The organism is Allobosea sp. GW823-FHT01F03, from assembly GCF_058798075.1.
Window position 1 is genome coordinate 737,684 of record NZ_CM179505.1, and the last position, 23,537, is coordinate 761,220.

The 23,537-nt window shown below is 69.1% G+C and carries 20 protein-coding genes and 1 riboswitch; of the genes, 10 read left to right on the forward strand and 10 right to left on the reverse strand.

Annotated features, from left to right (window positions below):
* The first annotated feature begins 224 nt into the window (after positions 1 to 224).
* Positions 225 to 2,132 (forward strand): heavy metal translocating P-type ATPase, encoded by a 1,908-nt coding sequence (locus tag AC3RCC_RS03470; protein ID WP_492257592.1) that lies wholly within the window; start codon positions 225 to 227, stop codon positions 2,130 to 2,132.
* On the opposite strand, the gene AC3RCC_RS03475 is transcribed toward AC3RCC_RS03470, so the two are convergent.
* From AC3RCC_RS03475 to AC3RCC_RS03495, 5 genes are all read right to left on the reverse strand, one after another.
* Complete coding sequence (locus AC3RCC_RS03475) at positions 2,129 to 2,503, reverse strand: hypothetical protein (protein ID WP_492257593.1); 375 nt, start codon at positions 2,501 to 2,503, stop codon at positions 2,129 to 2,131. The genes AC3RCC_RS03470 and AC3RCC_RS03475 overlap by 4 nt on opposite strands.
* Before the next feature lie 14 nt (positions 2,504 to 2,517).
* Positions 2,518 to 4,131 carry an FMN-binding glutamate synthase family protein gene (locus AC3RCC_RS03480; RefSeq protein ID WP_492257594.1) on the reverse strand — a complete coding sequence of 538 codons (1,614 nt, stop codon included), beginning with the start codon at positions 4,129 to 4,131 and terminating at the stop codon, positions 2,518 to 2,520.
* Between the two features lie 125 nt (positions 4,132 to 4,256).
* Positions 4,257 to 5,138 carry a formylglycine-generating enzyme family protein gene (locus tag AC3RCC_RS03485; RefSeq protein ID WP_291633860.1) on the reverse strand — a complete coding sequence of 294 codons (882 nt, stop codon included), beginning with the start codon at positions 5,136 to 5,138 and terminating at the stop codon, positions 4,257 to 4,259.
* Between the two features lie 175 nt (positions 5,139 to 5,313).
* Entirely contained in the window at positions 5,314 to 5,730 is a 417-nt protein-coding gene (locus AC3RCC_RS03490; protein ID WP_291633862.1) for a hypothetical protein, read from the reverse strand.
* Positions 5,723 to 6,703 carry a sugar-binding transcriptional regulator gene (locus AC3RCC_RS03495; protein ID WP_291633864.1) on the reverse strand — a complete coding sequence of 327 codons (981 nt, stop codon included), beginning with the start codon at positions 6,701 to 6,703 and terminating at the stop codon, positions 5,723 to 5,725. Before AC3RCC_RS03495 ends, AC3RCC_RS03490 begins: the two co-directional genes overlap by 8 nt.
* A gap of 171 nt (positions 6,704 to 6,874) precedes the next feature.
* Between AC3RCC_RS03495 and AC3RCC_RS03500 the strand changes: the two genes are divergently transcribed.
* From AC3RCC_RS03500 to AC3RCC_RS03540, 9 genes are all read left to right on the forward strand, one after another.
* Entirely contained in the window at positions 6,875 to 8,230 is a 1,356-nt protein-coding gene (locus tag AC3RCC_RS03500; RefSeq protein ID WP_492257595.1) for an NAD(P)H-dependent oxidoreductase, read from the forward strand.
* A gap of 5 nt (positions 8,231 to 8,235) precedes the next feature.
* Entirely contained in the window at positions 8,236 to 9,249 is a 1,014-nt protein-coding gene (locus tag AC3RCC_RS03505) for a thiamine pyrophosphate-dependent dehydrogenase E1 component subunit alpha (protein WP_492257596.1), read from the forward strand.
* Positions 9,239 to 10,261 carry an alpha-ketoacid dehydrogenase subunit beta gene (locus AC3RCC_RS03510; protein WP_291633985.1) on the forward strand — a complete coding sequence of 341 codons (1,023 nt, stop codon included), beginning with the start codon at positions 9,239 to 9,241 and terminating at the stop codon, positions 10,259 to 10,261. The genes AC3RCC_RS03505 and AC3RCC_RS03510 overlap by 11 nt, the downstream gene beginning before the upstream one ends.
* Positions 10,261 to 11,502: a dihydrolipoamide acetyltransferase family protein gene (locus AC3RCC_RS03515; RefSeq protein ID WP_492257597.1), complete on the forward strand. Its 1,242-nt coding sequence runs from the start codon at positions 10,261 to 10,263 to the stop codon at positions 11,500 to 11,502. Before AC3RCC_RS03510 ends, AC3RCC_RS03515 begins: the two co-directional genes overlap by 1 nt.
* Positions 11,503 to 11,630: 128 nt before the next feature.
* Complete coding sequence (locus tag AC3RCC_RS03520) at positions 11,631 to 12,623, forward strand: ABC transporter substrate-binding protein (RefSeq protein ID WP_492257598.1); 993 nt, start codon at positions 11,631 to 11,633, stop codon at positions 12,621 to 12,623.
* A 10-nt stretch (positions 12,624 to 12,633) separates the two neighbouring features.
* Positions 12,634 to 14,346 carry an ABC transporter permease gene (locus AC3RCC_RS03525; protein ID WP_492257599.1) on the forward strand — a complete coding sequence of 571 codons (1,713 nt, stop codon included), beginning with the start codon at positions 12,634 to 12,636 and terminating at the stop codon, positions 14,344 to 14,346.
* Positions 14,334 to 15,413 carry an ABC transporter ATP-binding protein gene (locus AC3RCC_RS03530; protein WP_492257600.1) on the forward strand — a complete coding sequence of 360 codons (1,080 nt, stop codon included), beginning with the start codon at positions 14,334 to 14,336 and terminating at the stop codon, positions 15,411 to 15,413. The genes AC3RCC_RS03525 and AC3RCC_RS03530 overlap by 13 nt, the downstream gene beginning before the upstream one ends.
* Positions 15,410 to 16,558 (forward strand): MBL fold metallo-hydrolase, encoded by a 1,149-nt coding sequence (locus AC3RCC_RS03535; protein WP_492257601.1) that lies wholly within the window; start codon positions 15,410 to 15,412, stop codon positions 16,556 to 16,558. The genes AC3RCC_RS03530 and AC3RCC_RS03535 overlap by 4 nt, the downstream gene beginning before the upstream one ends.
* 9 nt (positions 16,559 to 16,567) lie before the next feature.
* Positions 16,568 to 17,326: a 5'/3'-nucleotidase SurE gene (locus AC3RCC_RS03540; RefSeq protein WP_492257602.1), complete on the forward strand. Its 759-nt coding sequence runs from the start codon at positions 16,568 to 16,570 to the stop codon at positions 17,324 to 17,326.
* 154 nt (positions 17,327 to 17,480) lie between these two features.
* Here the strand turns inward: AC3RCC_RS03540 and AC3RCC_RS03545 are convergent, their stop codons facing one another.
* The 5 genes from AC3RCC_RS03545 to AC3RCC_RS03565 all read right to left on the reverse strand — a co-directional run bounded on the left by AC3RCC_RS03545 (position 17,481) and on the right by AC3RCC_RS03565 (position 23,122).
* A complete protein-coding gene (locus AC3RCC_RS03545) occupies positions 17,481 to 18,494 on the reverse strand; it encodes a DUF6925 family protein (RefSeq protein WP_492257603.1) in 1,014 nt (337 codons plus the stop codon).
* The gene (locus tag AC3RCC_RS03550; protein ID WP_492258740.1) at positions 18,491 to 19,285 is read right to left on the reverse strand and encodes an ABC transporter ATP-binding protein; all 795 of its coding nucleotides are present in this window, start codon (positions 19,283 to 19,285) and stop codon (positions 18,491 to 18,493) included. The genes AC3RCC_RS03545 and AC3RCC_RS03550 overlap by 4 nt, the downstream gene beginning before the upstream one ends.
* Positions 19,285 to 20,223: a FecCD family ABC transporter permease gene (locus AC3RCC_RS03555; protein ID WP_492258741.1), complete on the reverse strand. Its 939-nt coding sequence runs from the start codon at positions 20,221 to 20,223 to the stop codon at positions 19,285 to 19,287. The genes AC3RCC_RS03550 and AC3RCC_RS03555 overlap by 1 nt, the downstream gene beginning before the upstream one ends.
* A gap of 83 nt (positions 20,224 to 20,306) precedes the next feature.
* Positions 20,307 to 21,134, reverse strand: coding sequence for an ABC transporter substrate-binding protein (locus tag AC3RCC_RS03560; RefSeq protein WP_492257604.1), 828 nt, complete (start codon positions 21,132 to 21,134; stop codon positions 20,307 to 20,309).
* A gap of 41 nt (positions 21,135 to 21,175) precedes the next feature.
* Positions 21,176 to 23,122, reverse strand: coding sequence for a TonB-dependent receptor plug domain-containing protein (locus tag AC3RCC_RS03565; protein WP_492257605.1), 1,947 nt, complete (start codon positions 23,120 to 23,122; stop codon positions 21,176 to 21,178).
* A 123-nt stretch (positions 23,123 to 23,245) separates the two neighbouring features.
* Positions 23,246 to 23,445, reverse strand: a riboswitch (cobalamin riboswitch).
* Positions 23,446 to 23,537: the final 92 nt, after the last annotated feature.

Here is a 23,537-nt window from a genome sequence, read left to right on the forward strand (position 1 = left end):
CTCCGCCGGCTGCAATCCGCTCCTGCTTCGGGAACGTGCCTTCCGGGACGCCTTTGTGTCGATCGATCGGGATGCTGTCGGGGCCGCCGGCAGCCCGGTCCCGGATGGTGTCCAGTTCGCCCTTGGCGCCGTTCGGGTCAAGCGCTGCCGGACGCGTATCCGCGTTGCGCGGGGCGGGCCGTAGGAAAATCCGGGCGCCTGTGACAATGCTCGCCGAACGATCCATGGGAGCGTCCGCAGTGTCGGAGACGGAAATCGGCAGGCGGGACGTCGCGGCCGGGCGCGAGAAGAGCCAGCGCCTCGGTCTCGCCGGTTTCTGGCGCGAACGGCTGGATCTCGCGCTGGTCGCGCTGGCTCTGGCGGGGCTGGCCGGCGGCGGGGCGCTCTGGTGGCATGGCGCCGAGGCGGGCGGGGTCTGGACGCTCGCCACGCTCCCGGTTCTCGCCGCCCTGCTCGTACAGATCGTCGGCTCGCTGCGCCGGGGCGATGTCGGGCTCGACATCGTCGCGGCCCTGTCGATGAGCGCCGCATTGCTCTTCGGCGAGCCGCTCGCCGGCAATGTCGTCGCGCTGATGTATGCTGGCGGGCAATTGCTCGAAGCCTATGCGCAGGGGCGGGCGCGGCGGGAGATGTCGGCCCTGCTCGGCCGCGTCGCCTTCACCGCGATGCGCTATCGCGATGGCGGGTTGGAGGAGGTGGCGACCGCCGAGCTGCGCCAGGGCGATCGCCTGCTGATCCGCACCGGCGACGTGCTGCCGGTTGACGGGCATGTCGCCGCGGGCGCCGCAGTGCTCGATCTTTCGGCGCTGACCGGCGAATCGCTGCCGCAGACCCTCGAGCACGGGATGGAGGCACTGAGCGGCGCGACCCTGGTCGGCGCGCCCTTCGACCTGATCGCCAGCCGGCCGGCGGCGGAAAGCACCTATGCCGGCATCGTCCGGCTGGTCGAGCAGGCGCAGGCGAGCAAGGCGCCGATGGCGCGCCTCGCCGATCGCTACGCCATCGGCTTCCTCGTACTGACGCTGGCCATCGCCGGCGCCGCCTGGCTCCTCAGCGGCGATCCGATCCGGGCCCTCGCGGTGCTGGTGGTGGCGACGCCTTGTCCGCTGATCCTCGCCGTGCCCGTCGCGATCATCTCCGGCATCTCGAAGAGCGCCCGCAAGGGCGCCCTGGTCAAGGATGGCGGCGTGCTGGAAGCGCTGGCCCGCATCCGGATCGCCGTGCTCGACAAGACCGGGACGGTGACGCAGGGCCGGCCGACGATCATCGGTATCCGCGCCGTCAACGGCTTTTCGTCGGACGAGGTGCTGGGGCTGGCGGCGAGCCTCGACCAGGCCTCGGCGCATGTCGTCGCGACCTCGCTGATCAAGGCGGCGAGCGAAGCCGGGCTGGCGCTGCTGCCGCCGACCGAGATCGCGGAGACGCCCGGCAAGGGGATCGAAGGCAAGGTCGGCGAGCGCCGCGTCGCGATCGGCGGCGGCGGCTATGTCGGGCGACGCAGCACGGGCGGCGATGCCGATGCGCTCGCCGCCGATGCGCCGCCGGGCACGCTGATGGTCGCGGTTGCGGCCGATGGCTTGCTGGCCGGCGTCATCCTGCTGCAGGACCAGCTGCGCGACGATGCGCGGGAGACGCTCGAAACCCTGCGCCGGGCCGGGGTCGAGCGGATCGTGCTCGCCTCCGGTGATGTCGGCGAGATCGCGCGCGCGGTCGGGGCCAGCCTCGGGGTCGACGCCGTGCTCGGCGATCTGACGCCCGAGGGCAAGGTCGCGGTGATCCGGGATGAAGAGCGGGCCGGGCCGGTGATGATGGTCGGCGACGGCGTCAACGACGCCCCGGCTCTGGCGGCAGCGAGCATTGGCGTCGCCATGGGTGCGCGCGGCGCGGCGGCCTCCTCGGAGGCGGCGGGCGTCGTGCTGCTGGTCGATGCGCTGGAGCCGCTGGCGAAGGCGCTCGCCTCGGCCCGGCGGACACGGATGATCGCCCTGCAGAGCGTCTTCGTCGGGCTCGGGCTCTCCGTGCTCGGCATGCTGGTCGCGGCTTTCGGCTATCTGCCGCCGGTCCAGGGCGCGCTGTTCCAGGAGGCGATCGACATCGTCGTGATCCTCAACGCCCTGCGCGCGCTGCGCTAGAGACGGGCGGATGCGCTTCCGGACAGAATGGCTAGCGCCTGCGGAGACAGCGGCGCCTCGAAGCGCCGCAGCACCTCGATCACGGCCCGCAGCATGTCGGGCCCGGCGAAGCTCACGGTGAAATCGCGCCAGCCCCGCTTTGGGACGAAGGTCAGCTTCCGACCGAGGCGGCGGTCGAGCGCGATCACGGCGAGCTCGTCATAGCGCAGGCGGTGCCAGCGCAGGACCCTGACGGTCACGCCCTCGGCGTCGAGGGTCAGGGCCGGAAACAGCGCATTATGGCTGAGGGCGAGCAGCGGTACCCCGCGCAGCCCGCTGAAGCTCGCCAGCGGCGTGAACTTCAGGGCCTCCATCTGCTCCCCGCCAGTCATCGGCCGGAGGCGCCTCAGGCCCTGATCGCGTCGAAACTCTCGGCGCTCGCGAGCTTCCAGGCCGAGGCATAGAACTCGCCGTCGACGCCCTTCTCGAGCAAGCAGCCCGGCTCGAGGAAGCGGTGGAGCTGCGAGAACAACTTGATCTCGGTCGTGCTGGTGCGCCGCACCAGATGATGCGGTCCCAGTTCCGAAGGGTGGCTGACGCCGGCGGCAGCGAGCATCTCGGCCAGCGCTTTCAGGGTGTTGCGGTGGAAGTTGTGCACGCGCTGGGCTTTGTCGGGCACGACGAGGGCGCGCTGGCGCAGCGCGTCCTGCGTCGCGACGCCGGTCGGGCAGCGATTGGTGTGGCAGCTCTGCGACTGGATGCATCCGATGGCGAACATGAAGCCGCGGGCCGAATTGACCCAGTCGGCGCCGATGGCGAGGACGCTCGCCATATCGAAGGCGCTGACCACCTTGCCGCTGGCGCCGAGCCGGATGCGGCTGCGCAGATTGGTGCCGACCAGCGTGTTGTGGACGAAGAGCAGGCCCTCGCGCAGCGGCACGCCGAGATGATCGGTGAACTCGACGGGCGCTGCGCCGGTGCCGCCCTCGGCGCCGTCGACGACGATGAAGTCGGGCAGGATGCCGGTGGCGAGCATCGCCTTGACGATGCCCATGAATTCCCAGGGATGGCCGAGGCAGAGCTTGAAGCCGACCGGCTTGCCGCCGGACAATTCGCGCAGCCTGGCGATGAACTGCATCATCTCGATCGGCGTCGAGAAGGCGCTGTGGCGCGCCGGCGAGACGCAGGTCACGCCCTCCGGAACGCCGCGGGTGAGAGCGATCTCGCGGCTGACCTTGTGGGCCGGCAGGATGCCGCCATGGCCGGGCTTGGCGCCCTGGCTGAGCTTGATCTCGACCATCTTGACCTGCGGATCGCGCGCCTGTGCGGCGAAGCGCTCGGGGTCGAAATGACCGTCCGCGGTGCGGCAGCCGAAATAGCCGCTGCCGAGCTCCCAGATCAGGTCGCCGCCATTCTCGCGGTGATAGGGGCTGATGCTGCCTTCGCCGGTGTCATGGGCGAAACCGCCGAGTTTGGCGCCGCGGTTCAGCGCCCGGATCGCATTGGCGCTGAGCGAGCCGAAGCTCATCGCCGAGATGTTTAGCACCGAGCCGGAATAGGGCTGGGTGCATTGCGGCCCGCCGATCTCGATGCGGAAGCCCGCGGGATCGCCGACTGCCGCCGGTCGCATCGAATGGCCGATGAACTCGTAGCCACCGGCATAGACGTCGACCATGGTGCCGAAGGGGCGGTCGCCATCCTCGTTCTTGGCACGGGCATAGATCAGCGAGCGCTGGCTGCGCGAGAAGGGCAGCCGATCGTCGTCGCTTTCGAGCAGATATTGTCGGATCTCCGGGCGGATGCCTTCGACGAGATAGCGGATATGGCCGAGGATCGGATAATTGCGCAGCACCGCATGCTGCGTCTGCACGAGATCATAGAGGCCGATCAGCGCGAGGATGCCGGCAAGGAGGGCCAAGGGCCAGAGCCAGGACCAGAGCGGCAGCAGCAGGAGCGAGCCGAGCGCGACGGCGATGCAGCCCGCGAGGGCGGCGTAGCGATTGAACAGCGAAATAGGCAAGGCGGCCGGACCTCGTGAAGAATGCGTCCCCGTTGCAGGGCGCGGCCGAGCCTCGGACAAAAAGGCGGGCAGGACAATGCCCCGGCGCGCCACGCCAGTGTGGCGGTGATGTCGGCGCGGCCGCCTCAGGCCGGGTGGACCAGTCGAAAGCCCATATGGCTGGTGCTCGAATCCGGGGCCGAGCCGATGCGGGCGGCGATCCGGTAGCGATGGCAATAGGAGCGGTGACAGAGGAAGGAGCCTCCTTTCAGCACCTGCCGGCGCTCGCTTGCCGCCTCGCGGTTGAGCTGCTGGGCGGCCCGCTTCAGCGAGCGGACGCGGAAGGGCTCGGCACACCATTCCCAGACATTGCCGCACATATTGTAGAGCCCGTAGCCATTGGGCGTGAAGGAGCGGGCCGGGGCCGTGCCGCGATGTCCGTCGGCGCCGCTATCGGCCTGCGGAAAGCTGCCCTGCCAGATATTGCAGGGGAAGGGTCCCTGATCGCCGGGCTCATCGTCGCCCCAGGGATAGAGTGCACCCTGCAGGCCGCCGCGGGCGGCGTGTTCCCATTGCGCCTCGCTCGGCAGGCGTCCGCCCGCCCAGCCGGCGAAGGCCAGCGCGTCGCGATGCGAGACATGCACGACCGGATGGTCCATGCGCTGCTCGATCGTCGATCCCGGCCCCGCCGGTTGCCGCCAGTTCGCGCCGTCGACACGGCACCACCAGGGCGCGCCCTCCGGGCGCTGCAGATCGCCGGCAGGCCCGACGACATCGCGTTCGAAGACGAAGGACCAGCCATATCCCTCGGCCTCGCTGACATAGCCGGTCGCGGCGACGAAGGCGGCGAAGCGGGCATTGGTCACGGCCGCCTCGTCCATCCGGTAGGCCGGCAGCTCGGTGAAGCGCCGCGGTCCCTCGCCGTCGACGGAAAAAAGCGGCCGATCGGTGCCGATTTCGGCGCGCCCGGCCGGGATCGCCACCGTGACGGTCTCGTCGCGGCCCGCTCCGGAGGGCAGCGGCGCCATGCCGGCTGCTCTCGCGGCAGGCGGTCGTGCGCCCGAAAGGCCGCAGCAGCCCGGTTTGGGCTCGGTCGTCGTCAACGCGGATCTCCGTTGTCGGTCGATGGTCCCAGCCTCGGCAGCAATCCGCGTCGGCACCTGTCAAGGCCGGCGGCCGGAACCACGTAGCGCTCCGCCGGGCTCAGGGCAGCTTGTGGTTCTCGAAGAAGCCGTCGAGCGGGATCTGTGTCTCCTTCTCGAAATCGTCCATCGCCTCGAGGAGGCGCTGGCGATAGCTCAGCAGAGCGAGGAGAATCTGGGCGGCATCGCGCGACAGGCCGTAGCGCGACCAGCTCTCGGCCGTGCGCTGTTCGAGGCCGATGCGGGTGCCGAAGGCCTCGATGCTGTCGAAGCCGAGGCCGCGCACCACGTCGAGCAGCTCTTCCGCACTCATCCGCGGCTTGACCAGATGCGAATGCACCCGCTCGAGCACGAGGCGCACATCCGAGGGCCGGAATTGCAGCGAGTGGCGCGCGAGCTGCTGCAGATTGCCGCCTGGTCTCGACGCTCCCGTGCCGATCGTCCGGCGCGGTCCGCCGCCCTCGCGCCGCTCAGTCATGCTTCTGCCCCATGCTCGCCAACAGCGCGTCGGCGGCGCTTTCGTCGGTGATCAGGACGCGTGCCGCGCTGGCTCGCAGCGCTGCCCGGATGGCCGGGGCCTTGTTGGCGCCGCCGCCGGCGATCGCGACCAGTCCGATTCCGGTCAGATCGGACGGGCTTACCGCCATGATACGCCGGTTCACCGGGTGGTCCACCGGTCTGCCCTCGGCGTCGATGAAATGGCAGAGCAGGTCGCCGACCGCTCCGGCGGCGCGCAGCGATTCGAGATCCGATTCCGGTACGAGCCCCTCGCGGAACAGCGTCGAATCCCGCCCGAGGCTGCCGATGCTGAGCAGGGCGACATCGGCGGCGCGGGCCCGGTCGCGCAAAGCGCGCAGGGTCGGCTCGCGCCAGAGCGCATCGCGAATCTCGGCGCTCGAGACGAAGACCGGAGCGGTCAGCTGGAAGCAGTCGGCACCGAACATGTCGGCGACGCGGCGCGCCACGGCGGAGGGGTTGATGCTGCGTGAATGGGTCAGCCCCCCCAGCAGCGAGACCACCGACATCGCCTCGATCTGGCGCGGCTGCATGCCGCGCAGCGCCTGGTGCAGGGTTTCGCCCCAACCGACGGCGAGTGACATGCTGTCCTTCAGCATGTCCGACAGCCAGAGCCCGGCGGCATAGCCGACCAGGGCGGGGACGTTGGCGGCATCGCGGGCCGCAGGCACGACGATCGCCTCGTCCAGGCCGAAAACCGTGACCAGGCCGCGCTCCAATGCGGCCTGCCTGGCCGAGCGCGCATCGATGCGGATGCGGACGATGCCTTCATTGCGTGCCGCCGCGAGGATGCGAACGACCTTGACCCGGCTCAGCCCGAGCGCTTCGGCGATCTGCTCCTGGGTCAGGCCCTCGACATAATAGAGCCAGGCCGCGCGAACCTTGGCGTCCGCGACCAGCTCCGTTGTCGCCCGGGCTTCCTCTTCCAGCGCCATGAAGTTCCCGTCGTTTCCTTGTCGTCGCGCCGCACCATCGCTTCCCGGCGGCGGTTCGGCAATCCCGGCGCGATCCTGATCGCTTGACAGTACCGACGCAATGACCTTTTGTCTGGTTGAATGAACATATGTTCCAGGGATCCATCCTTCCCGGGAGGAGATGAGCGGACGATGGCGGCAGCATTTTCGCCTCCGATGGGCGCGTCGCCGACGGCCGGGCTGACCTTGGCCGAGGCGCTGGAGCAGCGCGAGCGGGCCGGCAGGCCGGTCCGCGTCGGGCTGATCGGCGCCGGCCAGATGGGCACCGATATCGTCGTGCAGATCGCGCAGATGCCCGGCATCGCGATCGCGGCGGTCGCCGACATCGCGCCGGAACGCGTGGCACAGGCGGCGGCGCTCGCCGGCTCCGCTGCCGACATCGTCTCGGATGCGGCCGGGATCGAGGCGGCCCAGCGCAAGGGCCGGATCGCCGCGACCACCTCGCTCGACCTCATCTGCAATTCGCCGGCCGTCGACGTGATCATCGACGCCACCGGCAACCCCGAAGCCGGCTCTCGGGTGGCGCTGGCCGCGATCGCGGCGCGCAAGCACATCGTGATGATGAATGTCGAGGCCGACATCACCATCGGCTCCTATCTCGCCGCCGAGGCAGCGAAGGCCGGGGTGGTCTACACGCTCGGTGCTGGCGACGAGCCTGCGGCGGCGATGGAGCTGATCAATTTCGTTCGCGCCATGGGCTATCCGGTCGTCGCCGCCGGCAAGGGCAAGAACAACCCGTTCCGGATCGACGCCGTCCCGGCCGACTATGTCGAGGAAGCGACCCGGCGGAACATGAATCCGCGCATGCTGGTCGAGTTCGTCGACGGCTCGAAGACCATGGTCGAGATGGTCGCGATCGCCAATGCCTGCGGCTTCGTGCCCGACATTCCGGGCATGCACGGCCCGGAGGCGCCGCGCGCCGAGCTGCAGAACTATTTCTGTCCGAAGGAGGAGGGCGGCCTGCTCTCGCGCAAGGGCGTCGTCGATTTCACTGTCGCCAAGGGCGTCGCGCCCGGCGTCTTCTGCGTCGCCGAGATGCGCCATCCCAGGGTGCGCGAGCGGATGAGCGACCTGCATCTCGGGCAGGGACCGTATTATTCCTTCTTCCGGCCCTATCACCTGACCAGCCTGGAAGTGCCGCTCTCGGCGGCAGCTGCCGCGCTGTTCGGGCTGTCCCATATGCGTCCGCTGCCGGTGCCGAGCGCCGAGGTCGGCTGCGTCGCCAAGCGCGACCTTGCGGTCGGCGAGACGCTCGATGCGATCGGCGAATATGCCTATCGCGGCTTTGCCCTGTCGCGGGCCGATGCGCAGGCGCGCAATGCGCTGCCGATCGGGCTCGCCCAGGGTGCGGCGGTGACACGGGCGGTGCGCAAGGGCGAGCTGATCACGCTGGCCGATGCCACGCCCGATCAACGCCTGAAGATCGTCGAGGTGCGACGGGCGCAGGACGCGATGGTCGCCGCGCTCGGCGGGGGAATGCAGGCATGAACGACATGAAGACAGGTTCTGCGCAGACGGCGCGGCCGAATCAGCGGCCGGAGCTCGCGGCGCTCGACGATGCGACGTTGCGCACCGCGCTGACCAAGATGCACCTGATCCGCAAATTCGAGGAGGCGGCCGAGGCGAGCTATATGCGCGGGCTGATTCACGGCACGATGCATCTCTCGATCGGCCAGGAGGCGAGCGCGGTCGGTACGACCCTGCCGCTGCAGGCTCAGGACTATATCCTCTCGACCCATCGCGGCCATGGCCACTGCATCGCGCGCGGCGCCGAGCCCAGGCTGATGTTCGCCGAGTTCTTCGGCAAGGAGACCGGCTACTGCAAGGGCCGCGGCGGCTCGATGCACATCGCCGATGTCGAGGGCGGCAATCTCGGCGCCAACGGCATCGTCGGCGGCGGCCTGCCGATCGCGGTCGGCGTCGGCATGAGCATCAAGGCGCAGAAGAACGGCCGGGTCTGCATGGTCTTCTTCGGCGACGGCGCCTCGAACGAGGGCGCCTTCCACGAGGCGCTCAACATGGCCTCGATCTGGAAGCTGCCGGTCGTCTTCGTCTGCGAGAACAACAAATACGGGATGTCGATGGACATCGCCCGCGCCATGGCGGTGGCCAATGTCGCCGACCGCGCCAGCGCCTATGCGATGCCGGGCCATTGCCTCGACGGCAACGACCTCGCCGGCGTCGCCGCGGTGGCGCGCGAAGCTGTCGAGCAGGCGCGCAGTGGCGGCGGTCCCTCGCTGATCGAATGCAAGACCTATCGCTGGCGCGGCCATTCCAAGAGCGACCGCAATCTCTACCGCAGCAAGGAAGAGATCGAGGAATGGCGCGCCCAGGACCCGATCCGGCGGCTCGAGGACGAGCTCAAGGCGCATGACCGTTTCGACGCTGCCGCGCTGATGAAGCTCGAAGAGGATGCCCAGCGCGAGATCGACGCTGCGGTCGAGTTCGCCCGCACCTGCCCGGACCCCGATCCGAAAGACCTGACCCGTGACGTCTATGCCATCTGAGCTGATCGAAGCGCCCGCGGAGCTGCGCGAGCTTTCCTATGCCGAGGCCGTGCGCGAGGCGCTGGCCCAGGCGATGGAGGCCGACAGCCGAGTCTTCCTGTTCGGCGAGGATGTCGGCGTCTATGGCGGTGCCTTCGGCGTCTCCGGCGATCTCGTCCACCGCTTCGGCGCCGAGCGCGTCATCGACACGCCGATCAGCGAGCTCGGCATCGCCGGGGCGGCGGTCGGCGCTGCGATCACCGGCATGCGGCCGGTGGTCGAGATCCAGTTCTCGGATTTCGTCACGCTCGCCATGGAGCAGCTGGTCAACCAGGCGGCGAAGATCCGCTTCATGTTCGGCGGCAAGGCTAGCGTGCCGATGGTGGTGCGCCTGCCCGGCGGCTCGGGCACCGGCGCCGCCGCCCAGCACAGTCAGAGCCTGGAGGCCTGGTTCGCCCATGTGCCGGGGCTGAAGGTGCTGCAGCCGAGCACGCCGCACGATGCCAAGGGCATGCTGCTGGCGGCGATCGACGATCCCAACCCGGTGATGATCTTCGAGCACAAGCTGCTCTACAAGACCAAGGGCCATGTCCCGGCCGAGCCCTATCGCGTGCCGATCGGCCAGGCGGCGATCCGCCGCGAAGGCACCGACATCACCATCGTCGGCTCCTCGATCATGGCGCTGAAGGCGCAGGCGGCGGCGGCCCGGCTGGCGGACGAAGGCATCTCGGCCGAGGTGATCGATTTGCGCTCGATCCGCCCGATCGACTTCACCACCATCGCCGAGAGCGTGCGCAAGACCCACCGGCTGATGGTGGTCTATGAGGGCGTCAAGACCATGGGCATCGGCGCGGAGATTTCCGCCATGATCGCCGAGAGCGAGGTCTTCGACTTCCTCGATGCGCCGATCGTCCGCCTCGGCGGGGTCGATGCGCCGATCCCCTATAATCCGGTGCTGGAGAAGGCGGCTGTGCCGCAGGAGGACGATATCTTCACCGCCGCGCTCAACCTCCTGCGCCGCGGAGAGGCCTGATGCCGGTCGAGGTCATCCTCCCCAAGGTCGACATGGATATGGAGACCGGCACGATCGAGGCCTGGCACGTCAAGGAGGGCGACCAGGTCCGCCAGGGCGAGACGATCTTCGAGATCGGCACCAACAAGGCGGTGATGGAAGTCGAGGCGCCGGCGAGCGGCGCCATCCGCCGCATCCGGGCCGAGACCGGCATCGCCATCGCGGTCGGCACGCCGGTCGCCTGGATCTATCTCGACGGCGAGGCGGAGGATGCGGCATCGGCGGCCAAGCCTGCCGCAGCGCTCCCTCAGCAGGCCGCCGCGCCGGTTACGGTGGTTGCAAACCACGCCAGCAATGGCGTCGCCGCCGGCGCTGTTCCGGCGGGCTTGCGCGCCACGCCTCTCGCGCGCCGCCTCGCGCGTCAGAACGGCATCGACCTCAAGACCATCGTCGGCACCGGGCCGCGCGGGCGGATCGGCGAGGCCGATGTCCGCAGCCATATTGCTGCAGCGGGAGTTCCCGCACCGATCGCGGTCGACAGCGCCGCCGCGACCTGCCGCAGCGCCGAAGTCCCGGCCGACACGCTGAAGCCCTTCTCCGCCATTCGCCGCATCGTCGCGACGCGACTCTCGGAGAGCATGCGCACGGCGCCGCATTTCTATCTCACCAGCGAGATCGAGATGGGCGCCGCTCAGGCGCTGCTGCGCCGGCTCGCCGCCCGGCACGAGCGTCTCGGCGCGCCGAAGCCGAGCCTGACCGTGCTGATCGCCCGGACCGCCGCCGGGGTGCTCGGTCATCACCCGCTGCTCAACGCCTCGGCGGAAGGCGAAGCGACGCGTTTCCATCAGCGCATCGATATCGGCATCGCCATGGAGCGCGAGGGCGATCTCGTCGTGCCGGTGCTGCGCGATGCCGGCACGATGGACATGCCGGCCATGGCGCGGGAGTTCGCGCGGCTGCGCGAGGGCGTCGCCAAGCGCAGCCTGACGCCGGCCGAGCTCGGCGGCGGAACCTTCACCATTTCCAACCTCGGCATGTACGGCGTCGACAGCTTCACGGCGATCATCAACCCGCCGCAGGGCGCGATCCTGGCCGTCGGCCGCACGGTCGAGAAGCCGGTCGGACGGGACGGGCAGATCGTGCTGCGGCCGATGGCGAACTTCACCCTGTCATCGGACCATCGCATCATCGACGGAGTGACGGCGGCGCGCTTCATGGCCGATCTGCGCGAGGCGCTGGAGAACCCGGAAGTGCTCTTGTGAGGGATGCAGGCCACCATGCCGGCGATGCGGCATGGTGGCAGGAAAGACGAACTGATAGCCAGCAGTGACGAAGATCGTCCGGCGCTCTAAGGCGGCAAGGACGACGAAGACAACGGAGGAGACAGAAAATGATCCAGACCAGACGCAGCCTCGTCATCGCCGCGCTCGGCGGCTTCCTGGCCGTAAGCCCCGCCTTCGCCCAGGAGCCGGCGGGCAAGCTCGTGCTCTACACCTCGCAGCCGGAGAAGGACGCGGCGCAGACGACGGCCGCCTTCAAGAAGGCCTATCCCAAGGTCGAGGTCGAAATCTTCCGCTCCGGCACCACGGAAGTCATGGGCAAGCTTGCGGCCGAGATCTCGGCCGGCCAGCCGCGCGCCGACGTGCTGCTGATCGCCGATGCGGCGAGCATGGAGATCCTGAAGAAGGATGGCCGCCTGCTCGCCTATTCCGGCGCCAAGGTCGACGGGCTGCAGCCCGGCTCGTTCGACGCCGACAAGAGCTATTTCGGCTCAAAGCTGATCACCACCGGCATCGCCGTCAACACCGGCGCCAAGACCCGCCCGACCTCGTGGAACGATCTCGGCAATCCCGAGCTGAAGGGCCAGATCTCGATGCCGAGCCCGCTCTATTCGGGCGCCGCCGCGATCATGCTCTCGACCATGACGGCGCGTCCCGATCTCGGCTGGAAGCTGTTCGAGCAGCTCAAGGCCAACGAGGCCGTCGCGGTGCGCGGCAATGGCGCCGTGCTGCGCGCCGTCGCCAGCGGCGAGAAGACCTATGGCGTGCTGGTCGACTTCATGGCCTTCAACGCCAAGGCCCAGGGCTCGCCGGTCGAGTTCATCTTCCCGAAGGAAGGCGCCCCGGCGGTCACCGAGCCGGTCGCGATCCTGAAGACGACCAAGAACGAGGCGGCTTCGAAGGCCTTCGTCGATTTCATCCTCTCGGATGAGGGCCAGAAGCTCGCGCTCACCATGGGCTATATCCCGGCCAAGCCGAGCGTCGGCTCGCCGTCCTGGCTGCCGGCCGGCACCAAGATCAACGTCATGGCCTCGGATATCGCGGCCGTGGTCAAGGCGACCGAGGCCGACAAGGCCCGCTTCGCCACCATGTTCGGCAACTGAGACCGGCCCCATGTCCCTAGTGGATGCTGCCACGACGCGTACGCGCGTCGTGGAGACCGGTCTCCTCTGGGGACTCGTCCTGCTCGTCGCGGCGCTGTCGCTGCTGCCGATCGGCCGGCTGGTCTTTGAGGGGCTGGCGCCGGGCGGCGCGCTCTCGACCTCCTCGCTCGGCAAGGTCCTCGCCAGCCAGACCACCTGGACGGCGACGGCAAACAGCCTGGTCACCGCCATCGCCGGCACCGTGCTCGCGGTTCTGCTCGGCGGCACGGTGGCGCTGCTGACGACGCTGACCGATATCCGCGCCCGCAATGCCTTCACCTTCTGCTTCGTGCTGCCGCTGATGATCGCGCCGCAGGTCACGGCACTGGCCTGGCTGCAGCTCTTCGGCCCGTCGAGCACGCTGCTCAAGCTGATCGGCATGGCGCCGCCGCTCGGCAGCAGGAACCCGCTCTATTCGCGCGAGGGCATCATCCTGCTGCTCGGGCTGCAATACGCGCCGCTGGTCTTCCTGACCCTGCGCGCCGGCCTGCGCGCCTTGCCCAAGGAATTGATCGAGGCCGGCCTTGCCGCCGGGGCGAGCCCGCTCACCGTGCTGCGCACCGTCGTCCTGCCCCTGATGACGCCGCCGCTGATCGCCGGCATCGCGCTCTGCTTCGTCTCGAGCCTCGGCAATTTCGGCATTCCGGCCTTTCTCGGCATTCCCGGCAATTTCCTGGTGCTGCCGACGCTGATCTACCAGCGTCTCGCTGGGCTCGGACCGGGCGTGCTCTCGGAGGTCGCGATCCTCTCGCTCTTGATCGGCCTCATCGCCATGGTCGGCATCCTGCTGCAGGATTTCATGCTGCGCCGGCGGGATTTCCGAATCACCACCACGTCGAGCGCGGCGCGGCCCTTCGAGCTCGGGCGCTGGCGCACTCCGGTCGAGATCCTGCTCTGGACCATCGCGATCCTGATCCTGGCGCTGCCCTTTTTCGGCCTGATCACGACCTCGCTGATCCCGGCCTTCGGCGTGCCGCTCAATGCAAAAACCGCGACGCTCGCCAACTATGCCTATGTGCTGTTCGAGCATGCCGCCTCGAAGCGCGCCTTCGTCAACAGCTTCCTGATGTCGGGCGCCGCCGCGATCCTGATCGTGGTGATCTGCGTGCCGCTCGCCTATTTCATCGTCTGGAAGAAGTCGCGGCTGCTGCGCCTGCTCAACGTCGCTGCCGAGCTGCCCTATGCGATGCCGGGCGTGGTACTCGCCATCGCCGCGATCCTGCTCTTCCTGAAGCCGCTGCCGCTGCTCGGCTTCTCGCTCTACAACACGATCTGGATCATCGTCTTCGCCTATCTCGCGCGCTTCCTGGTGCTCGGTCTGCGCCCGATCATCAGCGGCTATCTGCAGCTCGATCGGACGCTGGAGGAAGCCGCCCAGATCGCCGGTGCCGGGCTCGTGCGCCGGCTCGTCACCATCATCTTCCCGCTGGTCGCGCCGGCGGCGGTGGCGGGCGCGCTGCTGATCTTCCTGACCGCCTTCAACGAGCTCACCGTCTCGGCCTTGCTCTGGTCGTCGGGCACGGAGACGCTCGGCGTGGTGGTGTTCTCCTTCGAGCAGGGCGGCGACTCGACCTATGCCTCGGCACTGGCGGCGGTGACGGTCCTCGTCACCATCGGGCTGATGCTCTCCACCCTGCTCTTCGCCAAGAAACTGCCACAGGGAGTGCTGCCGTGGCGCGACTGAAGATCGACCGGGCCCGCAAATATTTCGGGTCCTATACGGCGCTCGACGACGTCTCCATCGATGTCGAGGATGGCGAGTTCATCGCCGTGCTCGGCCCGTCAGGTTGCGGCAAGACCACGCTGCTGCGCCAGATTGCCGGCTTCGACAAGCTCGATGGCGGCGAAATCACCATTGGCGACCGGCTGCTCTCCTCGCCCGAGCGGCATGTGCCGCCGGAGCATCGCAAGCTCGGCATCGTCTTCCAGTCCTATGCGCTCTGGCCGCATATGAGCGTCGCCGAGAACGTCGCCTATGGCCTGACCGTCGCCGGCGTACGCGATCCCGAGCGTGCAAGGCGCGTCGCCGCGGCGCTCGATCTCGTCGGCCTCACCGGCTTCGCCGAGCGGCGCCCGGGTCTGCTTTCGGGGGGGCAGCGCCAGCGCGTTGCCCTGGCGCGCTGTCTCGTCACCGAGCCCTCGCTGGTGCTGCTCGACGAGCCGCTCGCCAATCTCGACGTGCATCTGCGCGCCTCGATGGAGGAGGAGTTCTCGCGCTTCCATGAGCGCACCGGCACGACCATGGTCTACATCACCCATGACCAGGCCGAGGCGATGGCGCTGGCCGACCGGATCGCGGTGATGGACCGGGGCCGGCTGCTCCAGCTCGCCAGCCCCTCGCTGCTCTATCGCGAGCCGGCGAACACCACGGTGGCAGGCTTCATCGGCGAGGGCATGGTGCTGCCGGCGCGGCTGCTTTCGAAGCCGGAAGCCGGGCATTGCAAGGTCGATGTGCTCGGCGTCGAAGCGGTGATGCGCTGCCGGTCCGACCAGCCGGCGATCGCGCAGGCCAAGATCTGCCTGCGGGCCCGCGATTTTGCGATCGCTCCGGGTGCGGGCGGCCTCGCCGCGCGCGTCGAGCGCCTGTCCTATCAGGGCGGCTATTTCCGCATGGAGGTGCGCCCGCTGGCGAGCGAGGAGACCGTGCTGCATCTCGACGCGCCCGAGCCGGCGCCGGCCGCCCCCGGCGAGACGATCCGCCTCGATATCAGGGATGGCTGGGTCATTCCGGAGCCGGAACTCGCGGCATGAAGCTCAGAATTCACGGCGGTGTCGGCGAGAAGGGCCGCACCTGCATCGGCGTCGCGCATGGCACGACCCGGCTTCTGCTCGATGTCGGGGTCGATACCAGCGCGCCGCGCGGGCCGGGCTACTATCCGGCGATCTCGCCGGAGGAGCTGGCCGCCACCGAGGCGATCATCGTCACCCATGCGCATGAGGACCATATCGGGGCGCTCGGCTGGTGTCTGGCCAACGGGTTTTCCGGCCGGATCCTGATGACGGCCGAGGCTGCCGCCGAAACCGATGCGACGCTGCAGGCCTATGCCACGGCCGAGGAACGAGTGCTCGCCCAGGCGGTGAGATTCGAGATCATCGAGGCGGGCAAGCCCTTCCGGCTCGGGTCTATCGCGATCGAGACCGGGCGCAGCGGCCATGTCGTCGGCGGGGTCTGGTGCCATCTGAGCGCCGATGGCCGCCGGCTCGGCTATTGCGGCGATGTGGTGCCGGCGAGCCCGGTCTTCGCGATGGACGCGATGCCGCCTTGCGACCTTCTCCTGCTCGACGCCTCCTATGGCGAGGACCGGGTGCCGGCCTGGGAACGCGGCCTCGCCGTGACGCGCTGGCTAGAGGCGCAGCCGGGCGGCGCCGTGCTGCCGACGCCTTTGTCCGGGCGCTCCGTCGAGCTGATCGCGCTGATCGACACGCCGATCGCGATCCATCCTTCGATGCAGGCGCCGCTGGCGCAGCAGGTCGCCGCGACGCAATGGCTGGTTCCGGGCATTGCCGACGAATTATCGCGCAAGCTCGCGGGTGCGCTGCTCTGGCGCGAAGGCGACAAGCTGCCGAAGGCGGCGCTGCTCTGCCATGACGGAATGGGGCTGGCCGGCCCCTCGGCGGCCGCCCTCGCGCAGGCCCGGACGGAGGGCCACCCGGTCCTGCTCACCGGGCATGTGCCGAAAGGCAGCCCTGGCGATGCCCTGCTGGCGGCAGGCAAGGCGCAATGGCTGCGCTTCCCGACCCATCCGACCCTGCCCGAGAATGCCGCGCTTGCCGCCGCCAATGGCGCTCCGGTGGTGCTGGCCCATTCCTGCGACGCCGCCACGGCGCGTGCACTGGCCCGCAGCATTCCCGGCCTCAACCCTGTGCCCAAGCCGGGCGACATCATCGAGATCTGAGGCTGAACCATGCGTATCCTGATCGCCAATGACGATGGCATCGACGCGCCGGGCATCGCCCTGCTGCGCCGCGCCGCCGCGCGCCTCTGGTCCGATATCTGGGTCGTGGCGCCGGAGCGCAAATGGACGGCGGCGAGCCACCATCTCTCCTTCGACCGCGATCTCGTGCTGACGCGGCGCGAGAACCAGGTCTACGCGCTCTCGGGCACGCCGGCCGATTGCGTCGTCGGCGCCATGACCGTGCTGTTCCGCGATGGCGGCCGGCCGGACCTCCTGCTCTCGGGCGTCAATCACGGCCGCAATACCGGCGAGGACGCGGCCTATTCCGGCACGCTCTCGATCGCGCGCGAGGCCTGTTTCTGGGGCGTGCCGGCGATCGGCCTGTCGCGGGTCAAGGAGGGCGGCTATGGCGAGGAGGACGTCGCGGCGCTCGCGGCCCTGCTCGCCAGCCTCTGGGCGCGGCGTGGGCAATGGGCGCGCGAGGGCGCCTGGCTCAGCGTCAACCTCCCCAAGACCTTGCCGGCCGAGATCGGGCTGGCCCGGATCGGCCGCGACAAGATCGCCGGTGCCGCCGACATCGTCGATGACGATCCCGAGCGCACGGTCTGGCGGATCAGGCGCGGCCGGCCGCAGAGCAGCCAGCCCGGCGACGAGAATTCACTGATCGACGCCGGCAAGATCGCGATCGTCCGGCATTGCTGGACGGATGGCGCGCCGCTCGACGAAAGCCTGGCGCAGGAGCTCAACGCGGAGCTCGGGCAGGGCTAGCTCCCGTCAACCGTGCGCGGAACCACGACGTCATCCCGGACAAGCGGCGAAGCCGCGCAGCCCCGGGGTCTATCGTAAGGCTCCGGAACTCTACGATGGATCCCGGGACAAGCCCGGGATGACGTCGGTTTCCCTAAAGGTCGGCGTCCGGCTCTCAGCCATGGCCGTAATCGTCGGCGTCGGCCGCCGTCTCGTCGCCATCGCCGGTCTCGCGTTCGAGCAGGGCGGCCCAGCTTGCCGCCGGTGCATGTCCGCTTTGGAGCATCTGGCGCAGCAGCACCCTCGCGACGTGCCGGGCGAAACGGTCAGCCGGGATCGCGGCGGCATCGGCGGAGGCGCCCGACGCCATGGCCGCGGCGAGCCGTGACTTCAGGGCGAGCAGGCGGGCGTCGCCGTATTCGCCGAGCATGGCCTGGAAGGCGTCATGGGCCTGTTGGTCCCAGGGCCGGCGATGGCCGAGGCCGTCCTTGAGCGGATGGGCCGGCACGAGATGGGCGCAAGGCACCAAGCCGTCTGGCACCGGCTCGGTCGCGGCATGGGTGCGGCCGGAGCGCAGCAGCTTCGGCAGGACATGGGTGTGCGGGCCTTCCGGGCTCTTGCCGTCGGCCGGCGGGATCGGCTGGTAGACCTCGCAGCGGCCGAAGCGGGCCATGAAGACGCGATGCGGCCCGGCGGCGACGATCGCCCCCATGGCGGGATTGCCGGACTCGAACAGCGAGCGCCCGGCCACCGAGCGCAGCATGGCGATCAGGCCGGGATCGGTTGTGCGGATGCAGATATCGGCCTGCAAGGTGCCGAGCCCCATGTCGAAGAGGACGCCGTCCCGGTCCTGCGGCCGGAGCGCTTCGCTATCGGGACCTAACTCGGTCAGGGCCCTACGGCGGTTCATGGCGCAGGCATCGGCCGGCAGGCAGAGCGAGATGCGGTGGCTCCAGCTCTGGCCGATCGCGGTCTCCGAGGCGAAAAGCCGGACGGCAGAGAGATCGCCGAAGCCGACGCCGCCACGTGCGGTCGTCGCGGCGAGCCGGCCGGGCTCGTCGGTCAGGACGAAAGCTTCGCCGGGATCGCGCTGGAACTCGGCGATGGCGCCGAAGGTGCCGAGATTCCATTGCGAACTCTGCGTCCGCAACTGCTCGCGGATGAAGCCGGTGATGTCGCGCTTGGTCATGAGGCGGTCTCGTCTTTGCGGGGAATCGGTCGCCAGGGCAGGGCATAGGGCTGGCCGTCATGCGCGCCGCGCGCGACCTCGATGCCGAAGGCCCGGGCGAGATTGGCGTCGTCGAGAACGGAATCGGGGGCGCCGTCGGCCAAGACGCGGCCCTGGTCGAGCAGGACGAGGCGGTCGCAGAAGCGGCCGGCGAGGCTGAGATCATGCAGGACGACGACCACGCCGGCGCCGGCATGTGCGGTGCGCCGCAGCAGCGCCATCGCCTCGAGCTGATGGAGCGGGTCGAGCCCGGCGAGCGGCTCGTCCGCCAGCAGCATCTTGGCCTCGACCGCCAGCGCCCGCGCCAGCAGGACGCGCATGCGCTCTCCGCCGGAGAGGCTGTCGAGCGTGCGCTCGGTGAAGCCAGTGACATCGGCGGCCGCCATGGCGCGCGCGATCGCGGCGTGATCGGCTGCGTTCTGATCGGCGAAGGGGCGGCGATGCGGCAGCCGGCCGAGCGCAACGACGGCGCCGGCCCGCATCTGCCAGTGCACCGTGCCACCCTGCGCCAGGAAGGCGATGCGCCGGGCCAGCGTCTTGCGCCCGAGCGCCCTCGCGGTGAGGCCGTCATAGCGCAAGCTTCCGGTGTCGGCCGACAGCAGGTCGGCGAGCACACGCAGCAAGGTCGTCTTGCCGGCGCCGTTCGGGCCGATCAGGCCGACCATCTCGCCAGCCCGCAAAGAAAGGTCGATGCCGCGCAGCACCAGTTTGCCTCCGAGGCTGACCGCGATGTCCCTGGCTTCGATCTGCATCACGCCGCCCTCCGCATCCGCTGGATCAGGCTGAACAGGAAGGGTGCGCCGATCAGGGCAGTGACCACGCCGAGCTTGAGCTCGGGCCGGATCGGCATCAGCCGCAGGGCAATGTCGGCGGCGAGCGTCAGGATCGCGCCGCCGAGCCCGGAGACCAGCAGCAGCCGGCCGGGGCGATGCCCGACCAGCGGGCGCAGCAGATGCGGCACGACGAGCCCGACGAAGCCGATCGCGCCGGTGACGGCGACCGAGGCGCCGACCGCCAGCGCGGCACCGCCGATCAACCGGGCGCGCAGCCAGCCGAGATCGAAGCCGAGGCTGCGGGCGGTGTCCTCGCCGAGGGTGAGCCCGTCGAGGGCGGTGGCGCTGGAGAGCAGCAGTGCCCAGCCGAGCAGCATCAGGGGCAGCACCAGCCAGATATGGGCCATGCTGCGGTCGGCGAGCGAGCCCATCAGCCAGAAGACGATCTCGAGCGCCGCATAGGGATTCGGCGCGAGGTTGAGCGCGAGCGAGGTCATCGCACCGGCGAAGCTGTTGATCGCGACGCCGGCGAGGATCAGCGCCATGGTGCCGGCGCCGCGCCCGTTCAGGGCGTAGAGCAGGAGCGTCGCCAGCACCGCGCCGGCAATGCCGCCGAGCGGCAAGGCGAGCAGGAAAGCGCCGGCGAAGCCGGAATAGAACACCACGACCGCGCCGAAGGCGGCGGCGCTGGAAATGCCGAGCAGGCCGGGTTCGGCGAGCGGGTTGCGGAGCAGCCCCTGCATCGCGGCGCCCGCCAAGCCGAGGCTGAAGCCGACGAGCGCCCCGAGCAAGGCGCGCGGCAGGCGCAGCTCGACGAGGACCAGCGCCGGCAAGCTGGCACGGCCAGCCAGCCAGTCGCTGAAAGCTGCGCCAAGGTCGAGATCCGCGTAGCCGACAGCGACCGAGAGCGCCGTCATGGCTAGGAGCAGGGCGGTCAGCAGCGCGACCAGCAAGCGATAGCGGCTGCGACTTTCCGTGGCGATGGCGGTGGCGGCGGGGTTCACGGGCCGCTCCTGCGGTTGCGCGGCGCGGCGGCCGCGTCGATCAGCATTTCGATGGCATCGATCACCGCAGGTCCGGCGCAGGTCCAGAGCCTGGAGGGCAAGGCTACGAGCCGCAGCCGGTCGCCGAGCCTGCCGATCAGCGGGTGGTTCAGGACCTCATGGGCGAGCGAGGGCGGGCCGCCCTCGCTGGTGTTGAGGATCAGGATGTCGGCCTCGCCGAGTGCCACGGTCTCCAGCGCGATCTGGCCGTAATTGTCGATGCCGAGCTCGGCGGCGAGATTGATGAAGCCCGCCCTGGTCAGGATCTCGTCGACCAGCGAGCCGCGCCCGACGGTGAAGCCGTTGGGCCGCAGGACCAGCGCCTTGGGCCGCTCCTCGCCGATGCGCTGTGCCAACGTGGCTAGCCTTGCGTCGATCTCGCCGATCAGGGCTTCGCCGCGGGCGGGCTCGCCGAGCAGCGCCGCCATCTCGGCGATCTGGGCCTTGACCCCGGCGAGGTCGCGCGGCACGCCGAATTCCCTGACCGGCGCGCCGACGCGCTTCAGCAGCGCGACGGTGTTGCGGGTGGTGAAGCTCCCGGCGATGACGAGATCGGGCCGGAAGGCCAGCAATTCCTCGACGAGGCCGTGATTGGCCGGGTACCGGCGGGCCGCCTCTGCCATATTGGCGTTGCGCGGGTCCTGCGAGAGCCAGGTCACCGAGGCGATCGCCGCGGGATCGGCAAGGCGCAGCACGAGCTCGTCCGTGCACATGTTGAGCGAGACGATGCGCTCCGGCCTGGCGCCCGCTGCCGGCGTAGCCGCGAGCGCGAGGCTCGCGACCACGAGCGCTGTGCCGAGGGCGCATTTTGAGCGGCGCTCCGCCATCATCCGCCGAACGCGACCTTGACGCCACCGAAGGCGCCGAAGCCGGGCACGAGGAAGCCGACGGGATTCTCCCAGCGCTTGTCGAACAGGTTGTCGACGCGTCCGAAGACCGTGACCTTGTCGGTGGCCTTGTACTCGGCGGCGAGGTTGACCAGCGTCGCGCCCTTGGCCTTCAGGCGAGGCACCGAAAAGTCCCGGTTCCCGTCGACCCAGGGACCGACATAGATCAGCGTCGCCGAGAGGCTGAGCTTATCCATCGGGGTCCAGGTGACTGTGCCGCTTGCCTTGTGACGCGGCCGACGCAGCAGTTCCTGTCGCGCGACCTCATCCTTGGCGAGCGTGAAGGTGTAGTCGGCCCTGACACGCAACTGCTCGGAGATCTGCAGCGCGGCGAAGGACTCGACGCCCTTCGTCTCGGCCTTTCCGATATTGGCGTAGGAGTTGCGCGCCGCGTTGGTCGCGATCAGGTTCTGAATGTCGTTCTGGAACCAGGTCGCACCGAACTGAACGCGCCGGTCCAGAAGCGGCTGCTCGAAGCCGACGTCCCAGCCACGGCTTTCCTCCGGCTTGAGATTCGGGTTGCCGAAGAAGTTGAAGCCCGGCCGGTAGTCGATGAAGAGTTCGGCGAGCGTCGGCGCCTTGAAACCGGTGCCATAGCTCGCCTTCAGCTTGGTCTCGGTCCCTGGAACGATGTAGGCTGGCGCGATCCGGTAGGTGGTGTGGCCACCATAGCTGTCATCGTGGTCGTGACGGATGTTGGCGGCCAGGAAGAAGCGGTCGGCGACATTGCCCTGATATTCGAGATAGGCCGCCTTGCTGCCGTTCGAGGCCGTGAGGCTGGGGGTGTCCAGCCGCTCGCGCTCATAGGAGAGGCCGCCGATCAGCATGTGCCCCTTGGCGAGTTCGAGATCGCCCCGCCAATCGAGCTTGGTCCGCTCACCCAGATTCTCCGTCGGCAGGCCGAGGGCCCCGAATGCGTCGGGGGAGCGGTAGGAGCGATCCTGGTTCGAGTAGGACACGCCGAAGCGGTTCACAAAGCGACCTCCCAGCGGATCCCAGACCACCTCGCCGCGGGTGAAGGCCTGGGCGTAGTTCGAAAGCGATCGGTAGGATGTCGGCCGACTGGGGAAGCCGCTGTCATAGGTCGAGCGGAACTGCCCGTCGGTATAGCGGCCGACCCAGTTGACGCTGAGCGTGTCGGTCAAGGCGAAGCCGAGGCGGCTGGAGTAGCTATAGGCGTCATAGGCATTGGGCTTCACGCGCACGCCCGGCGGGATCAGGTTCGGCGGCACGGAATCGGTCGAGTCCGAGCGCATATGGGAGACGTTGAAGGCGTAGTTGAAACGGTCGTCGCCGCCGCTGAAGCCTGCGGCCTGGTTGAAGGTGCCGTGCGAGCCGGCCTCGACGCGCGCGGTCGCCTTTGGCGGCCCTTCGCCGCGCCTGGTGACGATCGAGATCACGCCGCCGATCGCGTTGGCGCCGTAGAGGCCGCTCTGCGGCCCGCGCAGTACCTCGATACGCTCGACGTCGTCGGTCAGCATCGAGCCGAAATCGAAGGACCGGTTCGGCGTCGACGGGTCGTTGGCCTCGATGCCGTCGATCAGCACCTTGACGTGGTTCGAATTGGTGCCGCGCATGAACACCGAGGTCTGACCGCCAGGGCCGCCGATCTGGACGATGTTGAGGCCCGGCACGGCGGCGAGCGCCTGCGGCAGCGTCCGGCGCTGCTCGCGCTGGATCTGGTCGGCGGTGATGACGGTGACGGAGCTTGCGACCTCGCGTGCCGGGGTCGGCGTGCCGGTGGCGCTGACCACGACCTCGTCGAGCCGGATCGTTTCAGGTCCCGACTGGGCCCTGGCGGCAAGGGGGTTCAACGAGGTGCCGGCGAGCAGCAGGAAGGCGAACGGCAGGGGGCCGCGCAGGGCGGTCTGGGGGAAGGGGAGCACGGAAGAAACCTCGGGCGGTCAACGTTGTGGCACGTCACCGCGAACGCGATCTCCCGCCCGCACCCGAAAAGGGTAGCGCGCAAGTGAACCAGCGATCGAAACACCCCGTCCGAACGTGTTCGCGTGTGACCACGACTGACGGCAGGTCTCCTGGCTCGCGGGTCAGCGCCTTCTCACCGCCTTCCCAGGGCCGAGGCCCCAGTGGCGTATGGCGAAAGGCTCGCCGCTTACAGTTGCGGGGGCAGCCGCAGCATGGGGTGGCGAGCCACCCGCACTGCGTTCCCTTTTGATCCCGTGAGGGAACCGTCGCGTTTACGAGTAGGGCGGGAATGAGGCGGCGTCAACGCGCGATGAGAGTGGGGAGGGGTCGCGTGGCGCGACGAAGGGGTTGCAAGTTATCATTATATATTATATG